The sequence below is a fragment of the Streptomyces sp. Je 1-79 genome, assembly GCF_025195125.1.
In the GTDB taxonomy this organism is placed as follows: Bacteria; Actinomycetota; Actinomycetes; order Streptomycetales; family Streptomycetaceae; genus Streptomyces.
In genome coordinates, this window is sequence record NZ_JAMGSL010000019.1 from 19,363 (window position 1) to 40,039 (window position 20,677).

Here is a 20,677-nt window from a genome sequence, read left to right on the forward strand (position 1 = left end):
ATCGCTTCGGGCTCATCGCTTCACGAACTCACCGCTTCACCGGCTCCTCCGCCGGCGAGCGGCGGAACATCCGGGTCGCGGTGATCTCGCCGTGTACCGCCCCGTCCTCCGCCGTCGGCTGCGGAAGGCCCGGACGCAGGTGCTCCTCCACACTGATGTACTTCAGTCCCGCGCGCAGGTCCGCGTCGTTGCGCAGCCGGATGACCAGGGGGAACTCCGCGAGCGCGGTCGTGTCGAAGAGACCGGTGGTGTACAGCAGCTGGACGCCGAGGGCGTCCGAGACGGCCCGCTGCAGCTCCAGCAGGTACGTCGCGTTGGCGCGGCCGATCGGGTTGTCGAGGAACAGCGTGCCCGCGTGGCGGTGCTTGTCGCGGCCACGGTCGTTGGAGCGCAGGGCGGCCATCGTGCAGTAGAGCGCGATGGCGGCGGTGAGGAGCTGACCGCCGGAGAAGACGTCGCCCATCTGACCGACCGGTACGCGCTCGGCCCGCAGCACCGCGTCGGGCTTGAGGATCTCGACCGCGATGCCGCGCGGCTCAAGGGCCGCCTGAACACCGCGCAGGAGCAGGGACATTCCGTCCCGGCGCATGTCGGAGTTCTTCTTGACCGCGGCGCGGGTCGCCTCGTCGACGACCTCTCCGAGCCGCTCGGTGAGGGTGGCCTGGTCGGGCTCCTCGAAGCGGATGCGGAGGAACTCCTGACCCGACCACTCGCCGAGCCCCTCGGGCAGCCGGGAGAGCCGCTGCGCGGAACGGAGCGTGGTCAGCGCGGACTCCACCAGGCCGCGCAGCCGGTCGACGATGGAGTCGCGGTTCCGCTCCAGCTGCTCCAGCTCGTCGGTGAGGACGCGGAGCCGGGGCGCGAAGGCCTCGGCCCACTTCGCGGCGTGCTCGGGGAGCGCGGCGGCGGGCAGTTCGCGGATCTGCTGGCGAGCGGGGGTGCGGACCTGCTCGTAGCGGGTCGAGTTGGCGTGCCGCACGAGGATGTCGCTCGCCTCGCGGACGGACGCGTCCGCCCCGGAGAGCTCGGCGGCGCAGGCGCGCAGCGAGCGGCGGGCCTCGGCGGCGGTCTGCCGGGCCTCCTCCAGCGTGCCGGGGTACGACTCCGGGCCGTCCTCCTCGTCCTCCGCGTGGTCGCGGAGCAGGTCGCGCAGGAGCGCCGCCGTCTCGTCGAAGCCGCTCGCGGCGTCCTCGGCGGCGCGGTGGGCCCGCAGGAGGCTCGCGTGCGCGGTGCGGGCGGCTTCCAGGGCGTCGCTGCGGGAGGCGAGTTCGGTGGTGGCGGTACGGAGCAGGGCCTGGGCCTCTTCGGCGTCGGCGGGGACCTGGTCCTCGGGAAGGTCGGTGTGCGACCCGCCGTCCTCGGGGGCCAGGCGCTCGGCCTCGCCGCGGAGCCGGCCGAGCTTCTCGCTCGCCTCGGACGCGCGGGTCTCCAGCATCTGGACGAGGGACTCGGCGCGGGCCGCGGCTGCCTGGCGGGACGGTCCGTCGGCGCCGTCGGTGGACTCCAGGAGCTGCTCGGCGCGGGTGCGGACCTTGTTGGTGAGGCGGTCGAGCTCGGCGAGCGCCGCGGACTCGTCGCTCTCGGCACGGGCCTGTTCGGCACGGAGGTCCGTGCCGACGCCGACCTTCTCGTACAGCTGGGACGCCGCGCGGTACGCCTCGCGGAGGGTGGGGAGCGCGGTGCGCGGGGCGCCCTGGTCCACCTCGGGGAGCTGGTCGGGAGCGCCGGCGATCTCGGCGCGCTCGGCCCTCAGGGCGCGGGCGGTGCGGTGGGCGTCGTCGGCGGTCCGCTGGGCGGCCCTGCGGTCCTCGTCGGCGGCCCGGGCGCGCTCCAGGCAGGTCTGGGCGCGGGCCTCGGACTCGGTGGCGTCGTCGGCCAGTTCGCGGAGCTTGGCCTGCCAGGCGGAGCGCTCACGCAGCCGGAACGCGAGGCCCGCGAGGGCGTCGGCGGCGCGGCGGGCCCGCTGGGCGGCCTCCTGGCGTTCGTCCCGTACGCGGGCGGCGTCGGCGGCGGCCTCGTCCGCCTCGGCCCGTACCGTACGGGCTTCGGCGAGGGTCGCCGCCGCGGCCTCGGCGGTCTCGCGGGCGGTGGCGGCTACGGCGGCCAGCTCGGCGAGCATGCCGGGAGGGCAGTCGGCGCGCCAGGAACCGATCCGGGCGGCGAGCGAACGGTCGCCGGTGAGCCGCGCGGCGAGCGTACGGATCTCCTCGTCGCGGGCGGCGGCGCGGGCGCGTAGGGCGTGCCGTTCCTCGTCGGCCGCGTGCTCGTCGTGCATGGCCGGGTTCGGCGGGACGAGGAAGACGCCCGCGTCCTCACCGGACTCGGGGCTCGGCACGGGCGCCAGCAGAGCGGCGGCCGTGCCGACGGCGACGGTGGAGCGCGGCAGCAGGGCGGCCGTGCTCAGCACCTCGCGGGCCCGGGTGTACGAGACGGGGTCGGTGATCACGACACCGTCGACCAGCTCGGGGCGGGCGGCGAGGACGGCGGCGTGGTCGGCGGGGTCGACGGCCTGGGCGAGGTAGCGCCAGCCGGGGAGCGCGGGGATGCCCTGCTCGCCGAGGTACTCGACGGCGGCGAGGACGTCCGGGCCCGGCGGCAGGAGGCCGCCGTCGCCGAGGGCGCCGAGGATGCGGGAGTCGTCGGCGGCGGCGGTGCGCAGGTCGAAGAGCTGCCGCTCGGCGGAGGCGATGGACTGGTCGAGCAGCCGCCGCAGCTCGTCGGCGTACCGGTCGAACTCGGTGACCGTGAGCGGGCCGGGGGTCCCCTCGGGACCTGCGGGCCGGATCGGTGAGCCGGTCTCCCCGGCGAGTCCGAAGGCGGCGCCCTGGGAGGTGCCGGACGGGCCCGAAGCGCCCTCCGGCCCGTCGGAGGACGTCGGTCCGTGGCTTCCCGGCGCGGATCCGAGGCCTCCGTGCGGGGATCCCGGGCCTCCCGGCGCGGATCCAGTGCCCCCGGCCGGGCCGCGGCCGGCGGCACCCGGGGCGTCGGCGGCCGCTCCCCTGCCGGTCTCCCCCGCGCGCTGGCCCGGCAGCGGGGAGGCGGACGGGGCCGGCAGGCTGAGGAGTTCGGCGAGGCGGTCGTCGGTGGCGAGCGACTCCGCCGCACGGCGCTCCGCGTCGTAGGCGCTCTCGGCGGCCTCGGCCGCGTCCGTGGCGCGGGCCGCGGCGAGTTCGGCGCGGGATTCGGCGGCGGCGGCCTCGCGGGCGCGGTCGGCCGCGGCACGGGCGGCGTCGCGGGCCGCGTCCCAGGCGGCGACCGTGGTCTTCTCCGCGTCGCTCGCGGCGAGGGCCGCGCGGGCCGGGTCGGCGTCCGGTGCGGAGTCGTCGAGCCAGCCCGCCCTTACCGCCTCCGCGGTCTCCTGCTCGACCTCGGCGAGACGCTGACGCAGGTGCCCCGCTTCGCTGCGGGCGCGCTGGGCCTCGGTCGCGGCGACGGTGGCGTCGCGATGGGCGGTCTCGCCCGCCTCCTGGAGGGCCGCGGAGCGCTCCTCCTCCTCGGCGGCGTGGCGCTCGCCGTCCTCCGCGGCGGCGTGCAGGGCGCGTACGAGGTCGGCGGCGGCCGTGGCGCGGGCGGCGAGCGCGGGGGCGGCGTCGCGCTCGGCCTCGCGGATCGCGACGGCCACGCGCGCGGAGCGGTCGCTCGCGGCGCGGTGCCGGAGCACGGCCTCGGCGGCCTGCCAGGCGGAGTGCAGGGTGCGGGCCTCGGTGAGTTCGCGGCGCTGGGAGGCGGCGCCCTTCTCGGCGAGGGTCAGGGCCAGGGAGGCGTGTCGGTAGGCGAGTTCGGCCGCGATGAGGGAGCTGCGCCCGCGCGCGGTCTCGGCCTCGGAGACGGCGTGCGCGGCGGAGGTGACCTGCTGGGCGAGTTCGGCCGTGCGGGCGCGTTCCCCGGTGGAGCGGGCGGCGAGCCGGCGGGCGAGCGTACGGGTGCGGCGCTCGGCCCCGGCGTGGACGTCACGCGCGCGTGCCCGGGTCTCGGCGGCCTCCACGATGCGGCCCAGGAGATCGACGGAACCGGCGGTGAAGTCCCGTTCGGCGGTGAGTTCGGCACGCCGTCCCAGCTTGTTGCCGAAGCCGCCGACCAGGTCGGCGAGGCCGTCGGTGTCCCGGGTGTCGGTGACGGCCCGTAGGAGCAGGTCGGTGAAGTCGGAGTCCTTCTTGACCGCGAAGAGACCGGCGGCCTCGCCCTCGTCGGCGTTCATCTCGCGCTGGTAGCGGAAGAGTTCGGGGTCGAGGCCCAGGTCGCCGAGGTGCTCGTTCCAGCGGTCGTGGATCTCCTCCCAGTAGACCTCCAGGTGCGGGTACGCCTTGCCCGCGTCCGTCAGGGCGTCACGGAAGCCCTTCATGGTGCGGCGGCGGCCCTGGGCGCCGGAGGCGCCCTCGACGGGCGGGCGGACGGACGTGGCCTCCGCGACGGGCAGGTTGTCCAGGCTCAGGCCCGGGCCGGGCCGGAAGGAGTACCAGGCCTCGGCGAACTTCCGCGGGTCGTTGGAGACCTGGCGTCCGCGCCACTCACTGGCCTTGCCGACGACGACCAGCTCGCCGGTGAGGGTGTGCTGCCACTCCAGGGCGACGTGGCCGCAGTCGTCGGCGAGCAGGAACTTGCGGAGCACACCGGAGCTGGCGCCGCCGAGGGTGTTGCGGTGGCCGGGGAGCATGACCGAGAAGATCAGCTTGAGGAGGACGGACTTCCCGCCGCCGTTCTCCAGGAAGAGCACGCCCGCGGGGGCAGGGCGGCGCGCCGGGCCGACCGGCTCCTCCTCGAAGAACTCCGCCTGCGTGGGGGCGGGGTTGGGCACGGGTGCCCCGACTCCGCGCAGGTCCAGGACGGTGTCGGCGTAGCGCGCACCGGCGGGACCGATGGAGTAGAGGCGGACCCGGGACAACTCGTACATGGCGGCGGACTCTCGTCGACTGGTTCTGTGAAATTACGCGGGGCGGTTACGCATGGAACGGGAGGCCGGCGTCGGCGGCGAGCTCCAGGTCGTCGCCGTCGGGCGGCGGCAGGAGGGTCGCTGAGCCGTCGCTGACCGGGACGACGCCGAGGTCGAGGAGCTCGGCCATCGCGGCGCTGCCGGCCATGTCGCGGACCTGGAGCTGGTAGCGGGCGGTGGTGCGGTAGGCGCCGCCCGCGTCGTCGCCGGTGCGCTGGAGGAAGCCGGAGTCGGTGAGGAAGGCGACGGCCTTGCCGACGATGCCCGTGGTGGAGCCGGCGAGGCGGCGGGCGTCCTTGGTGGCGCCGGTGGAGCTGCGGCGGGCGTAGATCCGCCAGGCGGCCTCCAGGCCGGGGGCGTCGGAGGCGGGGTCGGTGTTCTCGCCCTGTTCCTCGGCGCGCTCTTCGAGGCGTCGGCAGGCCTGGCGTACGAAGGCGTCGACGCCGTTGACGGTGAGGCGGCCGATGTACCCGTCGTCGGCGAGGTCCTCGGGGCGGGGGAAGGCCATGGCGGCGACGGCGAGGTGGGCGAGACCGTGCAGGAAGCGGTCGGCGGAGTCGGTGGAGGCGCGGCGGGCGTAGTCGCCCATGCGGACGGCGAAGACGGAGTCCTCGCCCGCCGTGACGGCCATCCCCGCGCGCGGGGAGACCTCCAGGACGACGAGGCCCAGTCCGGTCGCGACGGCGTCGGCGAGACGCGCGAAGGCGGGGTCCTCGCGGTAGCGCCGGAGCAGCTCGGTGTACTCGGCGTCACGGGCGGGGAGCAGCTTGGGCTGCAGCCCGAACGACACGAGCCGCGCCGCGTCGGCCGCGTCGGCGGGGGTGACGGGGTGAGGTGCGGCGGGGACGTGCGGGGGCTCCGGCTCGCTCCACGCGTCGGCGTGCTCGGCGTGGTGTTCGCTCACGGCTGGGGCTCCTCGGTACGGGCGGTCGGTGGTGCGGTGGGCTCGGGGCGGGGCAACGGGAGGCGGACGGGTGTCACGCTCACGCCGCGCCGCCGGGGCGGGGTCCGGTCACCGGGCTCGGCCGCGCGGGGCGGGGCCAGGCGGATGGCGCGCACGTACGGGGCGGGGCTCCTCCGTGCCGGTACGTACGTCGGTACGACACCCGTGCTGATGACGGGCCGCGGTGGGGCGGGGTCGGTCGCCGTGTCCGGGGCCAGGTCCCGGGCGGGGTCGGTGGCTGGTGCCAGGGCCGTGGCAGGAGGCGTCGCGGGATCAGTAGCCGGAGCCGTGGCCGGAGCCGTGGCGGGATCCGGCGCCGGAGCAGGATCCGTAGCCACGTCCGGAGCCGGAGCCGTAGCCAGGTCCGGAGCCGGAGCCGTGGCGGGAGCCAGGTCCGTGGCCAAAGCCCTAGCCAGGTCCGGAGCCGGGGCCGTATCGGGATCCGTAACCGGGCCCGTGGCCGCAGTCAGGTCCGGAGCCGCGGCCGTCGGCCGGTCGGTCGTCATGAGGCCTCCGAGCGGTCCGCCGCCATGCCCAGCGCGTCCAGCAGCGCGGTGCCCACTATCAGGTCGGCACCGCCGAATTCGGGGTCGTCGAGCTGCGTTCCGTCGTCGACCGCGAAGAGCAGCCGCTCCTCGCCCTGGCGGTACGCCGTGCCGACCGGGGGGCTCGCCGCGTGGACGGCGAGGAGGGCCACCAGGTAGGGCAGGTCGGGGTCGCGGAGCCGGGCCTCGGCGAGCAGGCCGGAGAGGCGGCGGGGGGCGTCGTGCTCCAGGTCGAGCAGCTCCATCGCGCTCGCCAGCTGCTGCTCGCTGAAGCGGCTGTCGTCGGGCGTGGCGATAAGGTCCGGCTCGGGCATCTCCGCGCCCAGGTGCTCGCGCTCGACGGGCGGGGTGAGGAGCATGTCGACCAGGTCGCCGACGCGCACGGACGCGGGGGTGCGCAGTCCCGTCCCCCGGGCGAAGAACGCGTCCGTTACCTTGATCGCCTGCTCGACGGGGAGCGGCAGGATCGGCGCGACCAGCTGCCCGTACAGGTCTATCCCGGTGTACGAGGTGGGGGCGGCGAAGGCCTGCCGGTCCTGCTCCGCCCGGAACAGCGGGCCCGCCTCGAGGAGGCGGGACTGGAGCTGGGTGTGACGGCGGATGCAGTCCTTGACGATGTCGACGAGTTCGGCGGCGCGGCGCTTGTGCTCGGGGTCCTCGGCCTCGTCACGGGCCTTGCGGATGTTGGTCAGGATCGCGTTCTCGTGGCGGTACCGGTCGGCGACGTGGTCGAGCGCCTCGGCGATCATGTCCGGGACGGCCTGCAGCCAGTCCACCGCGCGCACGTTGCGCCGGGTCGCCTCCAGGGTCTTGCGCAGGGTCTCGGCGTACTGGACGGTCCGGTACCGCGCCTGCTCGGCGGCGAGCTGGGCGTCGGCGAGCCGGCCCCGGCTGATCAGGACCTCCAGCTTGACCTCGGCGGCGATCTGGGCGCTGGTGACGTCGGTGTCGAGGGCGCCGACGAGGACGTTGACCGCTTCGTCCGTCGTACGGAGGTAGACCCCGCCGCCGTAGCCGGGGACTTCTTCGATCAGCTTGAAGTCGTAGTCGCGGCGGATGTACACGCCGTCGGCGCCGAAGGTGCCGTAGACGGCACGGAAGCCGCGGTCCACACTGCCGACGTTGATCAGGTTCTCCAGGACCCAGCGGGCCACGCGCTCGTGCTCGGCGGCGGGGCGGACGGGAGCCTGGGCGGCGACGCGGGGCAGCAGACGGGCGACGATCTGCTCGTGGTCGGCGCCCGTGTCGAAGTCCATGTTGAGTGTGACGAGGTCGATGGCGGCGAGGGCGACCTCGGCCATCGCGTAGACCGAGTACTCACCGGCCAGATTCGCCTTGCGCGTGTCCAGGTCGTGCAGCGGCGCCGTGCACGCGAGCGCGCGGAGGCGCCGCGCGAGCCCTTCGTCGGCGGCCGGACCCTGCGCGGGCCGCGGCCCCGCGCTGAGCTGGGGCGGAACGAAGTCCGTCGAGGCAGGCGAAGTCACGGTGCACAGATTAGGTCCTCGAACTGACAACGGTCGAAACGGCGCAGATGCGACCCCGGCCGGAGGCGGGACGTGGTAGCGCGGACGCGGCTCGCTCTCACGCGGCGTGGGGGCGCGTCGACGCCCGGCGTCCCGGCGCGGACGCGACACCGCCGTGCGCCGTACGACCGTGCAGCGTCTGCTGTGCGTCGGTGCGGCGTGCGCCGCGCGGCGTCCGGCCGTGCCGCGCGCGGCCCGCGGGCTCAGGCGTCCGGGGAGTCCGGTTCCTCGACCGCTTTCCCGTACACCGCGACGATCCGGGTGAGGGAGTCGTCGAGGTAGCGGGCCAGGAGGCGTTCCGCCGTCCCGCGCTCCCCGGCGAGCAGTGCGTCCAGAATCTCCCGGTTTCGCAGGAGATAAGGCTCGTGAAGACCGCGCGGGTCGTCCACGACGTGGAAGGCGAGGCGGAGTTCGGCGAGGACGCCCCGCATCAGTTCGTCCGTGCGCGCGCTGCCGGCCAGGGCGACCAGTTCGCGGTGGAAGTGGATGTTGGCGGTGGAGACGCCCTTCCAGTCCTGCGCGCGTGCCGCCTGCTCGCCCTCCTCCACCGCGCCCGCGAGGCCGTCCAGGGCGAACGGCGGCTGCCCCAGTCCGTGCACGACGGCGCATTCGACGAGACGGCGGGTGCGGTAGATGTCGGCGACGTCCTCGACGGCGAGGACCCGGACGAAGACGCCCCGGTTGAGTTCGTGGACGAGCAGCCGCTCATGGGTGAGCAGGCGGAACGCCTCGCGGAGCGTGTTGCGGGACACCCCGAGCGCGCCGCCGATGCTGTCCTCGGAGAGCCGGGTACCGGGCGGGAAGAAGCCCTCGGCGATCCGGGTGCGCAGGATGTCCGCCACCCGTTCCGCCGTGCTGGTCCGCCCGAGCAGTGCCCGGTCGTCCGCGAGTTCGCCGATTCCGCCCACCGTGCCTCGTTTCTCTCGTCGCCCGCGGCCGAGTCAATACCAGGTCCTTCGCGGAGACAAGAACATGCCGACATACCTCTTGTCGGATCGTTGAACGATCCCCTACGTTGACGACACCGCACAGTCCCCGGACACGTCACTCAGCACGCCCTCCCCCCTCCGCGAGGTGCCCATGAGCACGACACAGACCCAGCAGCAGACCCAGGGCGAACGGCCCGACGACACGGGCGCGTTCGCCTGGCTGCGCGCCCTCGGGCCGCGCGGCAGGCGCGCCTTCGGCGGCGCGTTCGGCGGATACGCCCTGGACTCCTACGACTTCTTCACGCTGCCGCTCTCGATGGTGGCCATCGCCGCCTACTTCAGCCTGGACAAGGGCCAGACCGGCCTGCTCACCACGGTCACCCTGGTCGTCTCGGCGATCGGCGGCGCACTGGCCGGCATCCTGGCCGACCGCATCGGCCGCGTGAAGGCGCTGATGATCACCGTCATCACCTACGCGCTCTTCACCGTCCTGTGCGGCTTCGCGCCCAACTACGAGACGCTGATGGTCTTCCGGGCCCTCCAGGGCCTCGGTTTCGGCGGCGAGTGGGCGGTCGGCGCGATCCTGGTCGCCGAGTACGCCTCCGCCAAGCACCGCGGCCGTACGCTCGGCGGCATCCAGAGCGCGTGGGCGGTCGGCTGGGCGCTCGCGGTGATCGTGTACACCCTGGTCTTCGCGTTCGTCGACGCCGACACCGCGTGGCGGGTCATGTTCTGGACGGGCGCCCTGCCCGCGCTGCTCGTCGTCTACGTCCGGCGGAACGTCGAGGACGCCCCGCAGGCCGCCGAGATCCGCCGCGCCTCGGCCGAGCGCGGCTCCTTCACCGCCATCTTCAAACCGTCCCTGCTGCGCACCACGCTCTTCGCGGTGCTGCTCTCGACGGGTGTGCAGGGCGGCTACTACACCCTCGCCACCTGGGTCCCGACCTTCCTGAAGACCGAACGGGGCCTGACGGTCGTCGGCACCGGCGGCTACCTGGCGTTCCTGATATCGGGCGCCTTCATCGGCTATCTGACCGGCGGCTACCTCACGGACCTGCTCGGCAGGAAGAAGAACATCGCGCTCTTCGCCGCCCTGTCCGCGCTGTCCGTCCTCGCCTACACGAACATCCCCTCCGGGGCGAACACGCTCCTGCTCGTGCTCGGATTCCCGCTCGGCTTCTGCATGTCGGCCATCTTCAGCGGATTCGGCTCCTTCCTCGCCGAGCTGTACCCGACGGCGGTACGGGGCACGGGGCAGGGCTTCACGTACAACACCGGCCGCGCGGTGGGCGCGGTCTTCCCGACCCTGGTGGGCTTCCTCGGCGAGAGCTGGGGCGTCGGCGGGGCACTGGTCTTCGGAGCTGTCGGCTATGGTCTCGCGGTCCTCGCCCTGCTGGGGCTGCCGGAGACGCGCGGAAGGGAACTGACGTGACACCGGCGACTGTGCTCGGCCCGCGGGCGGCACGCGCGCGTGCACGTGCGGGCCGGCCCTTCCCCACGGCCGGCCGGACGTCCGGCCACACCCGGGCCGATCTCATCTGGGAGGGACCATGACCGAGGCCTCGATCGACCTCAACGCCGACCTCGGAGAGGGCTTCGGCCGCTGGACGCTCACCGACGACGAGGAGCTGCTGTCCGTCGTCACCAGCGCCAACGTGGCCTGTGGCTTCCACGCCGGGGACGCGGTCACCATGCGCCGCGTCTGCGAACTGGCGGCCGCGAGGGGCGTACGGATCGGGGCCCAGGTCTCGTACCGCGACCTCGCCGGCTTCGGGCGGCGCGCGATGGACGTCCCGGCCGAGGAGCTGGCGGCCGAGGTCGCGTACCAGATCGGCGCGCTCGACGTCTTCGCCCGCGCGGCCGGGTCACGGGTCTCGTACGTCAAGCCGCACGGCGCGCTGTACAACCGGGTGGTCCGTGACCAGGAGCAGGCGGCGGCGGTCGTCGACGGGGTGCTGCTCGCGGGTGGCGGGCTGCCCGTGCTCGGCCTGCCCGGCTCCCGGCTGCACGAGGCCGCCCGGAAGGCGGGGCTGCCGGTGGTCGCCGAGGCCTTCGGAGACCGGGCGTACACGGCGGAGGGCACCCTGCTGCCGCGCGGGCAGGAGGGGGCCGTCGTCACCGATCCGGCGCAGGTCGTCGAACGGTCGGTGTCCTTGGCCCGGTTCGGGGTCGTGACCGCGCACTGCGGGCGGTCGGTCGCCGTGCGGGCCCGCTCGCTCTGTCTGCACGGGGACACCCCGGGCGCGGTCGTTCTCGCCCGGCGGGTGCGCGCCGAGCTGGAGGCGGGCGGCGTCCGGGTGGAGGCGTTCGCGTGAAGGCGCGGCGGGTGTTCCGGGTGGGCGAACGGGCGCTGCTCGTCGAGTTGGGGACGGGCACGGAGACGGAGGCCTTCCACGCCGAGCTGCTGCGCCGGCGGGCGGGCGGTGCGCTGCCGACCGTACGGGAGATCGTGCCGGCGGCGCGGACGGTGCTGCTCGACGGGGTCGACGCCCCGGACCAACTGGCGGGGCAGTTGCGGGAATGGACGATTCCGCCGCTCCACGCGCGCGTGGAGCAGGCCGTCGACGTACCGGTCCGCTACGACGGTCCCGATCTGGCCGAGGTCGCCGCGCTGTGGGGGGTGTCCGTGGAGACGGCGGTCCGGATCCACTCGGCCACCGAGTTCCGGGTCGCTTTCTGCGGGTTCGCGCCGGGCTTCGGCTATCTGACGGGGCTCGGCGAGCAGTACCAGGTACCGCGCCGGGCCACTCCGCGCACCTCCGTACCGGCCGGGTCGGTCGCGCTCGCGGGACCGTACACGGGCGTGTATCCCCGTTCCTCCCCCGGCGGCTGGCAGTTGATCGGCTCAACGGACGCGGTGCTGTGGGACGCGGGCCGTGAGCCCGCCGCGCTGCTGGCGCCCGGCGCCCGGGTGCGTTTCGTGGTGGAGCGCCGGTGACCGATCGTGCCCTCGCCGTCGTACGGGCCGGAGCGCTGACCACCGTGCAGGACCTGGGGCGGACCGGGTTCGCACATCTGGGCGTGCCGCGCTCGGGAGCGCTGGATCCGGGGGCGGCGCGGCTGGTGAACCGTCTGGTGGGCAATCCGGAGGACGCTGCGGTCCTGGAGACCACCGTCAACGGGTGTGCGGTGCGGCCCCGGGGCGCGGTCACCGTCGCCGTCGGCGGCGCGCCGTGTCCGGTCACCGTCGACGGCCGGCCGGCCGCCTGGGGAACGGCGGTACGGGTTCCCGCGGGCGCGCTCCTCGACGTCGGTCCGGCCCTCCGGGGCTTGCGCGCGTACGTGGGGTTCGGCGGCGGCCTCGCCGTCGAACCCGTCCTGGGCAGCCGCTCCACCGACCTGCTGTCCGGGCTCGGCCCGGCTCCGCTGGCGGACGGGACGGTGCTGCCGCTGGGAGCGGCGTCGGCCGTACGGGGGTCGGTCGACGCTCCCCCCTGGCCGGGCCCGCCGGAGGAACTCGTCCTGCGGGTCCGGCTGGGGCCGCGTCACGACTGGTTCACACCAGGGGCGCTCCACACCCTGGCCACGCGCGCGTACCGGGTCTCCGCCGCGAGCAACCGCATCGGGCTGCGCACCGAGGGGCCGCCCCTCCACCGGGCGATCTCGGCTGAACTTCCCAGCGAGGGCATGGTCCTGGGGGCCGTGCAGGTGCCTCCGGACGGGCGGCCGGTGGTCTTTCTCGCCGACCATCCCACGACGGGCGGCTATCCGGTGGTGGCGGTGGTCCGGGAGTCCGACCTGGCCGCGGCGGCGCAGGCGGTGCCGGGCACGGTCGTGCGATTCGTTCCGGTCCGCTGAGCGCACCGGCCGGCGGGCGGTGGCGACCGCATGACCGATCCAAGATCATGGATCCAATTTCCAACGTCCGGATCCCATATCCAACGTCCAATATCCATGATCCTTCGGCCCGTCGGAGGCAACGCTCGGACGTCGGACCGCGTCCTCCCGGGTGTGATCGAATCCCTCGCCCCCTCCCTCCCCGACGACGACTCCGAAGAGACGCCGCGCCCCGGCCCCTGGTGGCGCCACGCGGTGTGGGTGGCGGGCATCACCGTCTGCGCGGTGACCCTGGGGTGGGCGACCGGCTTCTTCCGCATCAGCCCCGAACGGTACGGGCTGCCGTCCGCCGCTCCGGGGCCACTCTGGCCGTACCTGCTCTTCTGGACCGCAGTCGGCCTCCTGGTGGCAGCCGTTCTGCGGGCCACGGCCGCACGGGTGCCGCTGTACGCCCCGGGCCGGATCGCGGGCGTCCTCACCCTCCTGGGCACGCGCCTCTCCCTGGGATGGCGGCCCGGGGCACCGGTGCTGGCGGGGATGGCGGTGGCCGCCCTGGCGGCGGCGGTTGTCTGGTGCGCCATCGGGTTCCGCTCCGCCCGCGCCGGTCGGCGCCACGGGACGGAAGGGGCGGCGGCAGAGCCGGCGGACGGAGCCCCTTCCCAGGCCCAGGACGCGGCCTCCTAGGACTCCACGGAGGAGCAGCCGCCGCCCGCGCCACCGGGGGCGGGAGCATCCGTGGAGGAGGCAGGAGTGCCGTATCCGCCACCGCCCGGGGTCCGCAGGACCAGGACGTCGTCCGGGCCGACGTCGGTGGTGTCGACCCCGGCGAGGTGCTCGACGGTGCCGTCGGCGCGTCGGACCACGTTCTCCCCGAGGGCCCCGGGCTCCCCGCCCGCCATGCCGTACGGCGGGACCCGGCGGTGACCGGTCAGCAGGGTCACGGTCATGGGTTCGAGGAAGCGGATCCGGCGTTCCACGCCCTGTCCTCCGTGCCGCCGGCCGCGGCCGGCGCTGTCCTGCCGTACGGCGAAGGAGTCCACCCGGACCGGATAGCGCCACTCCAGGATCTCGGGGTCGGTGAGCCGGGAGTTGGTCATGTGGGTCTGGACGGCGTCGGCCCCGTCGAACCCGTCGCCCGCGCCGGAACCGCTCGCCACCGTCTCGTAGTACTGCACGCGCGCGTTGCCGAAGGTGACGTTGTTCATCGTGCCCGAGCCCTCGGCCTGGACGCCGAGGGCCGCGTAGAGGGCGCCGGTGACCGCCTGGGAGGTCTCCACGTTCCCCGCGACGGTCGCGGCGGGGTAGGAGGGCGCGAGCATGGAGCCGGGCGGCACACGGACCTCCAAGGGCTCCAGGCAGCCGCTGTTGAGGGGGATGTCGTCGTCGACGAGGGTGCGGAAGACGTAGAGGACGGCGGCCATGACGACGGAGGTCGGCGCGTTGGCGTTGCCGGCCAGCTGGGGCGAGGTGCCGGTGAAGTCGAGGACGGCGGAGCGCCGTTCGCGGTCGACGCGGACCGCGACCTGGATGACCGCCCCGCCGTCCGTCGCGTAGCGGTACGAGCCGTCCCGTAGGCCGGCCACGATCCGCCGTACGGACTCCTCGGCGTTGGCGCGCACGTGCCGCATGTAGGCGTGGACGACGTCGAGGCCGAACTGGTCGACCATGTTGCGCAGTTCCTCGATGCCCTTCTCGTTGGCGGCGATCTGGGCGCGGAGGTCGGCGAGGTTGGTGTCCGGGTCGCGGGAGGGGTACCGGGCGCCGGCGAGCAGTTCCCGCGTCTCGTCCTCGCGCAGCCGGCCGTCCCGTACGAGCAGCCAGTTGTCGAAGAGGACGCCCTCCTCGTGGACGGTCTCGCTGAAGGCCGGCATGGAGCCGGGGGTGATGCCACCGATCTCGGCGTGGTGTCCCCGGGAGGCGACGAGGAAGAGCAGCCGGTCGCCGGAGTCGGTGAAGACGGGGGTCACCACGGTCACGTCCGGCAGGTGGGTGCCGCCGTGGTAGGGGTCGTTGATCGCGTAGACGTCGCCGGGGCGCAGGGAGTCGCCGCCGCGCCTCAGCACCTCCTTGATGGACTCGCCCATGGAACCGAGGTGGACGGGGATGTGGGGCGCGTTGGCGATGAGGTTGCCCTCGGGGTCGAACAGGGCGCAGGAGAAGTCGAGTCGCTCCTTGATGTTGACGGAGTGCGCGGTGTTCTCCAGGCGGAGGCCCATCTGCTCGGCGATCGCCATGAAGAGGTTGTTGAAGACCTCCAGGAGGACCGGGTCGACGTCGGTGCCGACCGCCACGCGCGCGGGGCGGGGTGCCGCGCGGGTCAGGACGAGGTGTCCGCCGTCGCCGGCCGTGGCTTGCCAGCCCGGGTCGACGACGGTGGTGGCGTCGGCCTCGGCGAGGATCGCGGGGCCCGTGACGGTGTCGCCGGGGCGGAGGTCATCGCGGCGGTGGAGCGGGGTGTCGGCGGCGGTGTGGCCGCTGTACATCCGTACGGTCGTCCGGGGGGACGGTTCGGCGGTGCGCTCCTCGGAGGACTCCGCCGCCTCGACGACGACGGGCCCATGGGGTCCGGCAAGTCCCACGGCCTCCACGGAGACGGCCTCGACGACCAGCGGCCGGTCCATGGTGAAGGCGTACCGCGCGCGGTGGACGGCTGTGAACTCCTCCCGCAGCTCCTCGGCGGGGGCAAGCGGCACCGGGAGGCTCGCGTCGGTGCCGGCGTAGCGCAGCAGCACGCGCGCGTGGGTGGTGATCGCGGAGTCGGGCAGCCCGTCGTCGCGCAGCTCCTGCCGGGTGCGCTCGCCGAGTTCGGCGCAGAGCTCCGTCACACGCGCGTGGGTACCCTCCGCGTCGAGTTCGGCCTCGACCGACTGCTCCCGCATGGCGGTGGCGTCGGCGAGCCCGATGCCGTACGCGGAGAGGACGCCGGCCAGGGGCGGTACGAGGACGGTGTCGACGCCCAGGGCGTCGGCGACGGCGCACGCGTGCTGGCCGCCCGCGCCCCCGAAGCTCGTGAGCGCGTAGCGGGTGACGTCGTGGCCCCGCTGGACGGAGATCTTCTTGACCGCGTTGGCCATGCTGAGGACGGCGATCTCCAGGAAGCCGGCGGCGACCTCCTCGGGTGTGCGGCCGCCGCCGATCTCCTCGGCGAGGGCGGTGAACTTCTCCCGTACGACGGTCCCGTCGAGCGGCTGGTCGCCGTCCGGGCCGAAGACGGCGGGGAAGTGGTCGGGCTGGACGCGGCCGAGCATCACGTTGGCGTCGGTGACGGTCAGCGGGCCGCCGCGGCGGTAGCAGGCGGGGCCGGGGACGGCGCCCGCGGAGTCGGGGCCGACGCGGTACCGCTGGCCGTCGTAGTGCAGGACGGAGCCGCCGCCCGCCGCAACGGTGTGGATGCTCATCATCGGGGCGCGCATCCGGACGCCGGCGACCTGTGTACCCAGTTCACGCTCGAACTCGCCCGCGTAGTGGGACACATCGGTGGACGTGCCGCCCATGTCGAAACCGATGACCCGGTCGAACCCCGCCTGCCGGGAGGTACGGGCCATGCCGACGACGCCGCCGGCCGGTCCGGACAGGACGGCGTCCTTGCCCCTGAAGTGGGCGGCCTCCCGAAGGCCGCCGTTGGACTGCATGAACATCAGCCGGATCCCCGCGAGTTCGCGGGCCACCTCGTCGACGTAACGGCGCAGGATCGGGGAGAGATAGGCGTCGACGACGGTGGTGTCGCCGCGGGGCACGAGCTTGATCAGCGGGCTGACCTCGTGGGAGCAGCTGACCTGCGTGAATCCGAGGGCGCGGGCGCGGTCGGCGATCCGGAGCTCGTGGGCGGGGCGGCGATAGCCGTGCATGAGGACGACGGCGGCGGAGCGGTAGCCGTCGTGGTGGGCGGCGCGCAACTCCTCGGCCACGGCGTCCTCGTCGAGCGGCCGCACCACCCGCCCCTGGGCGTCGACCCGCTCCGGGACCTCGATGACGCGCTCGTGGACGGCCTCGGGGAGCACGATGTGGCGGTCGAAGAGCCTCGGCCGGTTCTGGTACGCGATCCGCAGGGCGTCGCGGAAGCCCTCGGTGACGAGGAGGACCGTCGGCTCGCCGCGCCGCTCCAGGAGGGCGTTGGTGGCGACGGTCGTGCCCATCTTGACGACGGCGACCCGGTCGGCGGGCACCGGCTCGTCGGGGCGGAGCCCGAGGAGCAGGCGGATCCCGGCGACAGCCGCGTCGTGGGGGCGGCCGGGGTCATGGGAGAGGATCTTGCGGGTGACCAGCCGCCCGTCGGGCCGTCGGCCCACGACGTCGGTGAAGGTGCCGCCACGGTCGATCCAGAACTCCCAGCGCCCTGTCATTCCCCCATTGTGGCCACCGGAAGGTCCAGGGACACGGCCGCGAGCGCGGCGGTCAGGGCGTGTTCCGCCCGTCGGTCCAGCCGGGCGTCGGTCCCGCCTGCCCAGTGCCGCAGCTCGGCGCCGGCCAGGTGGAGCAGCTGGGGCAGCAGGTCGTGGCAGCGCCGGAGCACCCAGCCGGTGCCTGCGGTGGCTAGCCAGAGGACCGCCTCCGTGCGGGTGGGCGGCGGCTGCTCGGGGTCGGGCGAGGGCGGGGTGCCGTGGGCGAGGCCCCGGGCGGCCAGGAGGGCGTGGAACCGTGCGGCGATCGCCCGGTGACCGCGCTCGCCGGGGTGGAGCCGGTCCGCGCTCCACAGGGACCGGTCGTCGGTCCAGGTGCTGTCCGCGAGATGGAGATGGACGGTGTCGTAGCGCGCGGAGAGCGCGTGGACGAGGGCGTTGACGGCCTTCTGGCGCCGGGCGAGCGGGCGGGCGAGCGGTGGGGGGAGCCCGAGCATCCGGCCGGGGTCGGGCAGGCAGGCCGTGAGGAGTACGGACCCGGTCGCGGTGAGGTCCGCGCACACCCGGTCGAGGCGTCCGGCGAGCTGCGCGATGTCGAAGGTGTGGCGGAGCGTGTCGTTGACGCCGACGACGACGGAGGCGAGGTGGGGACGGAACGCCACCGCCTCCGGGGCCTGCCCCTCGGCCACCTCCCGGCTCTGGGCGCCGCTGACGGCCAGGTTACGGAACTCGACCCGCCGGCCGGGGCCCGCGAGCCCCTCGGCGAGCAGGGCGGCCCAGCCGCGCCAGGCGCCGTCGACTCGATCGCCGACGCCCTCGCTGAGGGAGTCCCCGAGGACGGCGAACCGCAGCGCCGCCGCCTCGACCGCGCCCTGCGCCCGACCGCCCCCTCCGTCGGCGACCGGCGCCGGTGCCCCCGCGTCGGAACCCGTACGCGGGGCGGGGAACACGTCCACGCGCGCGTGAAGGGGCACGGCGGGGGACGGAGCCCATAGGGGCGCGGCCGGGGACGGAGCCCGCGCAGGGCCCACGGGGACGGGCTCGGCCGTGTCCGGCGTCCGGGCGGTGACCTCCTGTTCGGGCGGGCAGGCCCGTGCTGCGGGGGTGTCCGACCCGGGCGGGCAGGTCCATACGGCGGTGGTGTCCGACCCGGGCGGGGAGGTCCGTACGGCGGCGGTCTCCGGCGGTTTCGGGCTGTCCGTAGTCGGCGGGGCCGTCGTGGTCATGCCCGTACCCCCTGCGGCGGGACGAGGATTGTGGTCGGGGCCGCGTCGTGGGCCTGGAGAAAGGCGGCGACGGACCGGCCCCAGCCGAAGAGTTCGGCACGCGCGCGTGCCGCCGCGCGGCGGGTCGGCTCCGGACGGTCGAGCAGGGACCGGATGGCCTGCGCGAAGGCGGACGGGTCGTCCGGGGCGCAGGCCCCCGCGTCGCCGATGACCTCGGGGAGCGCGGAGGAGGCGCTGGCGACGACCGGGGTGCCGCAGGCGAGGGCCTCAAGGGCCGACAGGCCGAAGGTCTCGGCGGGCCCGGGGGCCAGGCACAGGTCGGCCGCGGCCTGGAGGTCGGCCAGGGCCTCACGGTCGGCGACGTGCCCCAGGAAGCGCACCGGGAGCCGTTCCTCCCGCGCCCGCCGCTCCAGGGCGCCCCGCAGCGGCCCGTCGCCCGCCACGGCGAGCGCGGCCCGCACCCCCTGGCCGCGCAGGTGCGCGAGGGCGTCCAGGGCGGTCCCGGGCCTCTTCTCCACCGAGAGCCGCGAGCACATCAGCAGCAGTACCCGCTCACCGTCCGCGTGCTCGGCCCGCAGGACGGTGCTGCGCCGTCCCGGCCGGCAGCGGTCCAGGTCCACGCCGAGCGGCGCGCGCAGGACGTTGCGGGCCCCGATCCGTACGAACTCCCGCTCCGCCCACTCGGTCGTGCAGACGATCCGCGCATACGCCCACGCCGTACGGCGGTTGAGCCGGTCGGCGGCGCGGGCAGCGGCGGCCGGGGGCACGCCCCAGGTCCGCAGGACGCCGTCGGCGGTCTCGTGGGAGACCATCACCGAGGGCACCCTGGCCCGTCGCGCCCACTCGCCCGTCCAGCGCAGGGTCGTGCGGTCGGAGACCTCGATACGGTCCGGGGCGAGCTCCTCCAGGATCCGGCGGACGCGGCGCCGGTCGGCGAGGACGCGGTAGCTGCCGGTGCCGGGCAGGACCGGGCCGGGGAGGGTGATGACCCGCCCCTGGTCGGTGACCTCGTCGCTCTCCTCCTCGCCGGGGACGATCAGGACGGGCTCGTGCCCTGCGGCCAGGTAACCGCGGCCGAGCTGTTCGAGGGCGGTGCGCAGGCCGCCCGAGGTGGGGGTGACGAAGTTGGCGAGCCGGACGATCCGCAGCGGCCCGGATATGGCGGGACCTCTCATGCCGCCACCGCCGTCCGCTCGCGCAGGACCTCCAGGTAGTGCCCGATCAGTTCGTCGCCGACGGCCTCCCAGGTCCGGCCCTCGACGGCGGTACGGCCGGCCCGTCCGTAGGCGGCGCGCAGGGCCGGCGCCTCGGCGAGGGAGGCCACGGCGTCCCGTAGCGCGGTGGGATCGTCCGGCGGGACGAGGAGACCGGTCCTGCGGTGGTCGACTAGGTCCAGCGGCCCGCCGGCGGCCGGGGCGACGACCGGGATTCCGCTCGCCATCGCCTCCTGCACGGTCTGGCAGAAGGTCTCGTACGGGCCGGTGTGCGCGAACACGTCCAGCGAGGCGAAGATCCTCGCCAGGTCGTCGCCCGTGCGGCGGCCGAGGAACCGGGCGCCGGGGAGTGCGGTGCGGAGGGCCGGCTCGCTGGGCCCGTCGCCGACGACCACCACCCGTACGCCGGGCAGGCCGCAGACCCCGGAAAGCAGCTCGACCCGCTTCTCCGGGGCGAGACGGCCGATGTAGCCGACGAGGAGTTCGCCGCCGGGGGCGAGCTCGCGGCGCAGGGCGTCGTCGCGCAGGTCGGGGCGGAAGCGGACGGTGTCGACGCCGCGCCGCCAGAGCCGTACGCGGCCGATGCCGTGCGTCTCCAGGTCGCGCGCGGCGGCGGTGGACGGGGCGAGGGTGCGGTCGGCGGCGCCGTGGACGGCCCGCAGCCGGCGCCAGGCGGCGCCCTCCCCGGTGCCCATGTAGGTGCGGGCGTAGCCGGCGAGGTCGGTCTGGTAGACGGCGACGGCGGGCAGTCCGAGGCGGGTCGCGGCCGCCATGCCGCGTACGCCGAGCACGAAGGGGCCGGCCAGGTGCACGACGTCGGCCCGGTGGGCGGCGATGGCCGCGGCGAGGCGCCGGCTGGGGAGGGCGACGCGTACCTGGGGGTAGCCGGGCAGAGGCAGGGACGGTACGCGCACGACCGGGCAGGGCGCGTCGGCGTCCGGGTCGTCGGTGGCTCCGGCCACGGCGGGGGCGACGACGAGCGGGTCATGGCCTCGGCGGACGAGGTGGCGCGCGGTCTGCAGGGCGCAGTGCGCCACACCATTGACATCGGGAGGGAAGGATTCGGTGACGATGACGACACGCATACCCGTGTTGTCGTCGCGCCCGGCGTGTTCCCGCCGACGGGCGTCTGGACACCCGGGGAACGTCCCATGAGCGTTTGCCTCTCGGCCACGGCCCGCCCCGGGAAGCCCTGGAGAGCCGAGGCGTCCGTCCCGAAGGCCGTGGCCTCCGCCCGGAGGCCCGTCGGC

General features: G+C 74.9%; 13 protein-coding genes. 5 read left to right on the plus strand and 8 right to left on the minus strand.

The window, feature by feature from the left end; genetic code table 11:
- Positions 1 to 28: 28 nt before the first annotated feature.
- From M5362_RS30390 to M5362_RS30405, 4 genes are all read right to left on the minus strand, one after another.
- A complete protein-coding gene (locus M5362_RS30390) occupies positions 29 to 4,891 on the minus strand; it encodes a hypothetical protein (RefSeq protein WP_260231054.1) in 4,863 nt (1,620 codons plus the stop codon).
- 46 nt (positions 4,892 to 4,937) lie between these two features.
- Positions 4,938 to 5,834: a hypothetical protein gene (locus tag M5362_RS30395; protein WP_260231055.1), complete on the minus strand. Its 897-nt coding sequence runs from the start codon at positions 5,832 to 5,834 to the stop codon at positions 4,938 to 4,940.
- A gap of 541 nt (positions 5,835 to 6,375) precedes the next feature.
- Positions 6,376 to 7,902 (minus strand): hypothetical protein, encoded by a 1,527-nt coding sequence (locus M5362_RS30400; RefSeq protein WP_260231056.1) that lies wholly within the window; start codon positions 7,900 to 7,902, stop codon positions 6,376 to 6,378.
- A gap of 242 nt (positions 7,903 to 8,144) precedes the next feature.
- Positions 8,145 to 8,849: a GntR family transcriptional regulator gene (locus tag M5362_RS30405; RefSeq protein ID WP_260231057.1), complete on the minus strand. Its 705-nt coding sequence runs from the start codon at positions 8,847 to 8,849 to the stop codon at positions 8,145 to 8,147.
- A 172-nt stretch (positions 8,850 to 9,021) separates the two neighbouring features.
- Between M5362_RS30405 and M5362_RS30410 the strand changes: the two genes are divergently transcribed.
- From M5362_RS30410 to M5362_RS30430, 5 genes are all read left to right on the plus strand, one after another.
- The gene (locus M5362_RS30410; RefSeq protein WP_260231058.1) at positions 9,022 to 10,302 is read left to right on the plus strand and encodes an MFS transporter; all 1,281 of its coding nucleotides are present in this window, start codon (positions 9,022 to 9,024) and stop codon (positions 10,300 to 10,302) included.
- Positions 10,303 to 10,420: 118 nt separating this feature from the next.
- On the plus strand, positions 10,421 to 11,185 hold the full coding sequence (locus tag M5362_RS30415; RefSeq protein WP_260231059.1) for a LamB/YcsF family protein: 765 nt from the start codon (positions 10,421 to 10,423) through the stop codon (positions 11,183 to 11,185).
- On the plus strand, positions 11,182 to 11,808 hold the full coding sequence (locus tag M5362_RS30420; protein WP_260231060.1) for an allophanate hydrolase subunit 1: 627 nt from the start codon (positions 11,182 to 11,184) through the stop codon (positions 11,806 to 11,808). The genes M5362_RS30415 and M5362_RS30420 overlap by 4 nt, the downstream gene beginning before the upstream one ends.
- Positions 11,805 to 12,668 (plus strand): biotin-dependent carboxyltransferase family protein, encoded by an 864-nt coding sequence (locus tag M5362_RS30425; protein ID WP_260231061.1) that lies wholly within the window; start codon positions 11,805 to 11,807, stop codon positions 12,666 to 12,668. Before M5362_RS30420 ends, M5362_RS30425 begins: the two co-directional genes overlap by 4 nt.
- Before the next feature lie 153 nt (positions 12,669 to 12,821).
- A complete protein-coding gene (locus M5362_RS30430) occupies positions 12,822 to 13,331 on the plus strand; it encodes a hypothetical protein (protein WP_260231062.1) in 510 nt (169 codons plus the stop codon).
- Here M5362_RS30430 and M5362_RS30435 read toward each other — a convergent pair.
- The 4 genes from M5362_RS30435 to M5362_RS30450 all read right to left on the minus strand — a co-directional run bounded on the left by M5362_RS30435 (position 13,328) and on the right by M5362_RS30450 (position 20,512).
- On the minus strand, positions 13,328 to 16,990 hold the full coding sequence (locus M5362_RS30435; protein ID WP_260231063.1) for a hydantoinase B/oxoprolinase family protein: 3,663 nt from the start codon (positions 16,988 to 16,990) through the stop codon (positions 13,328 to 13,330). The genes M5362_RS30430 and M5362_RS30435 overlap by 4 nt on opposite strands.
- Positions 16,987 to 17,838 (minus strand): SGNH/GDSL hydrolase family protein, encoded by an 852-nt coding sequence (locus tag M5362_RS30440; protein WP_260231144.1) that lies wholly within the window; start codon positions 17,836 to 17,838, stop codon positions 16,987 to 16,989. The genes M5362_RS30435 and M5362_RS30440 overlap by 4 nt, the downstream gene beginning before the upstream one ends.
- Positions 17,839 to 18,209: 371 nt before the next feature.
- Positions 18,210 to 19,388, minus strand: coding sequence for a glycosyltransferase (locus tag M5362_RS30445; protein ID WP_260231064.1), 1,179 nt, complete (start codon positions 19,386 to 19,388; stop codon positions 18,210 to 18,212).
- The gene (locus M5362_RS30450) at positions 19,385 to 20,512 is read right to left on the minus strand and encodes a glycosyltransferase family 1 protein (protein WP_260231065.1); all 1,128 of its coding nucleotides are present in this window, start codon (positions 20,510 to 20,512) and stop codon (positions 19,385 to 19,387) included. The genes M5362_RS30445 and M5362_RS30450 overlap by 4 nt, the downstream gene beginning before the upstream one ends.
- Positions 20,513 to 20,677: the final 165 nt, after the last annotated feature.

Excerpts from the sequence above, each read along its gene's own strand:
- M5362_RS30390 (WP_260231054.1), bottom strand. The coding sequence starts at position 4,891 with ATGTACGAGTTGTCCCGGGTCCGCCTCTACTCCATCGGTCCCGCCGGT.
- M5362_RS30415 (WP_260231059.1), top strand. The coding sequence starts at position 10,421 with ATGACCGAGGCCTCGATCGACCTCAACGCCGACCTCGGAGAGGGCTTC.
- M5362_RS30435 (WP_260231063.1), bottom strand. The coding sequence starts at position 16,990 with ATGACAGGGCGCTGGGAGTTCTGGATCGACCGTGGCGGCACCTTCACC.
- M5362_RS30450 (WP_260231065.1), bottom strand. The coding sequence starts at position 20,512 with ATGCGTGTCGTCATCGTCACCGAATCCTTCCCTCCCGATGTCAATGGT.
- M5362_RS30410 (WP_260231058.1), top strand. The coding sequence starts at position 9,022 with ATGAGCACGACACAGACCCAGCAGCAGACCCAGGGCGAACGGCCCGAC.
- M5362_RS30445 (WP_260231064.1), bottom strand. The coding sequence starts at position 19,388 with ATGAGAGGTCCCGCCATATCCGGGCCGCTGCGGATCGTCCGGCTCGCC.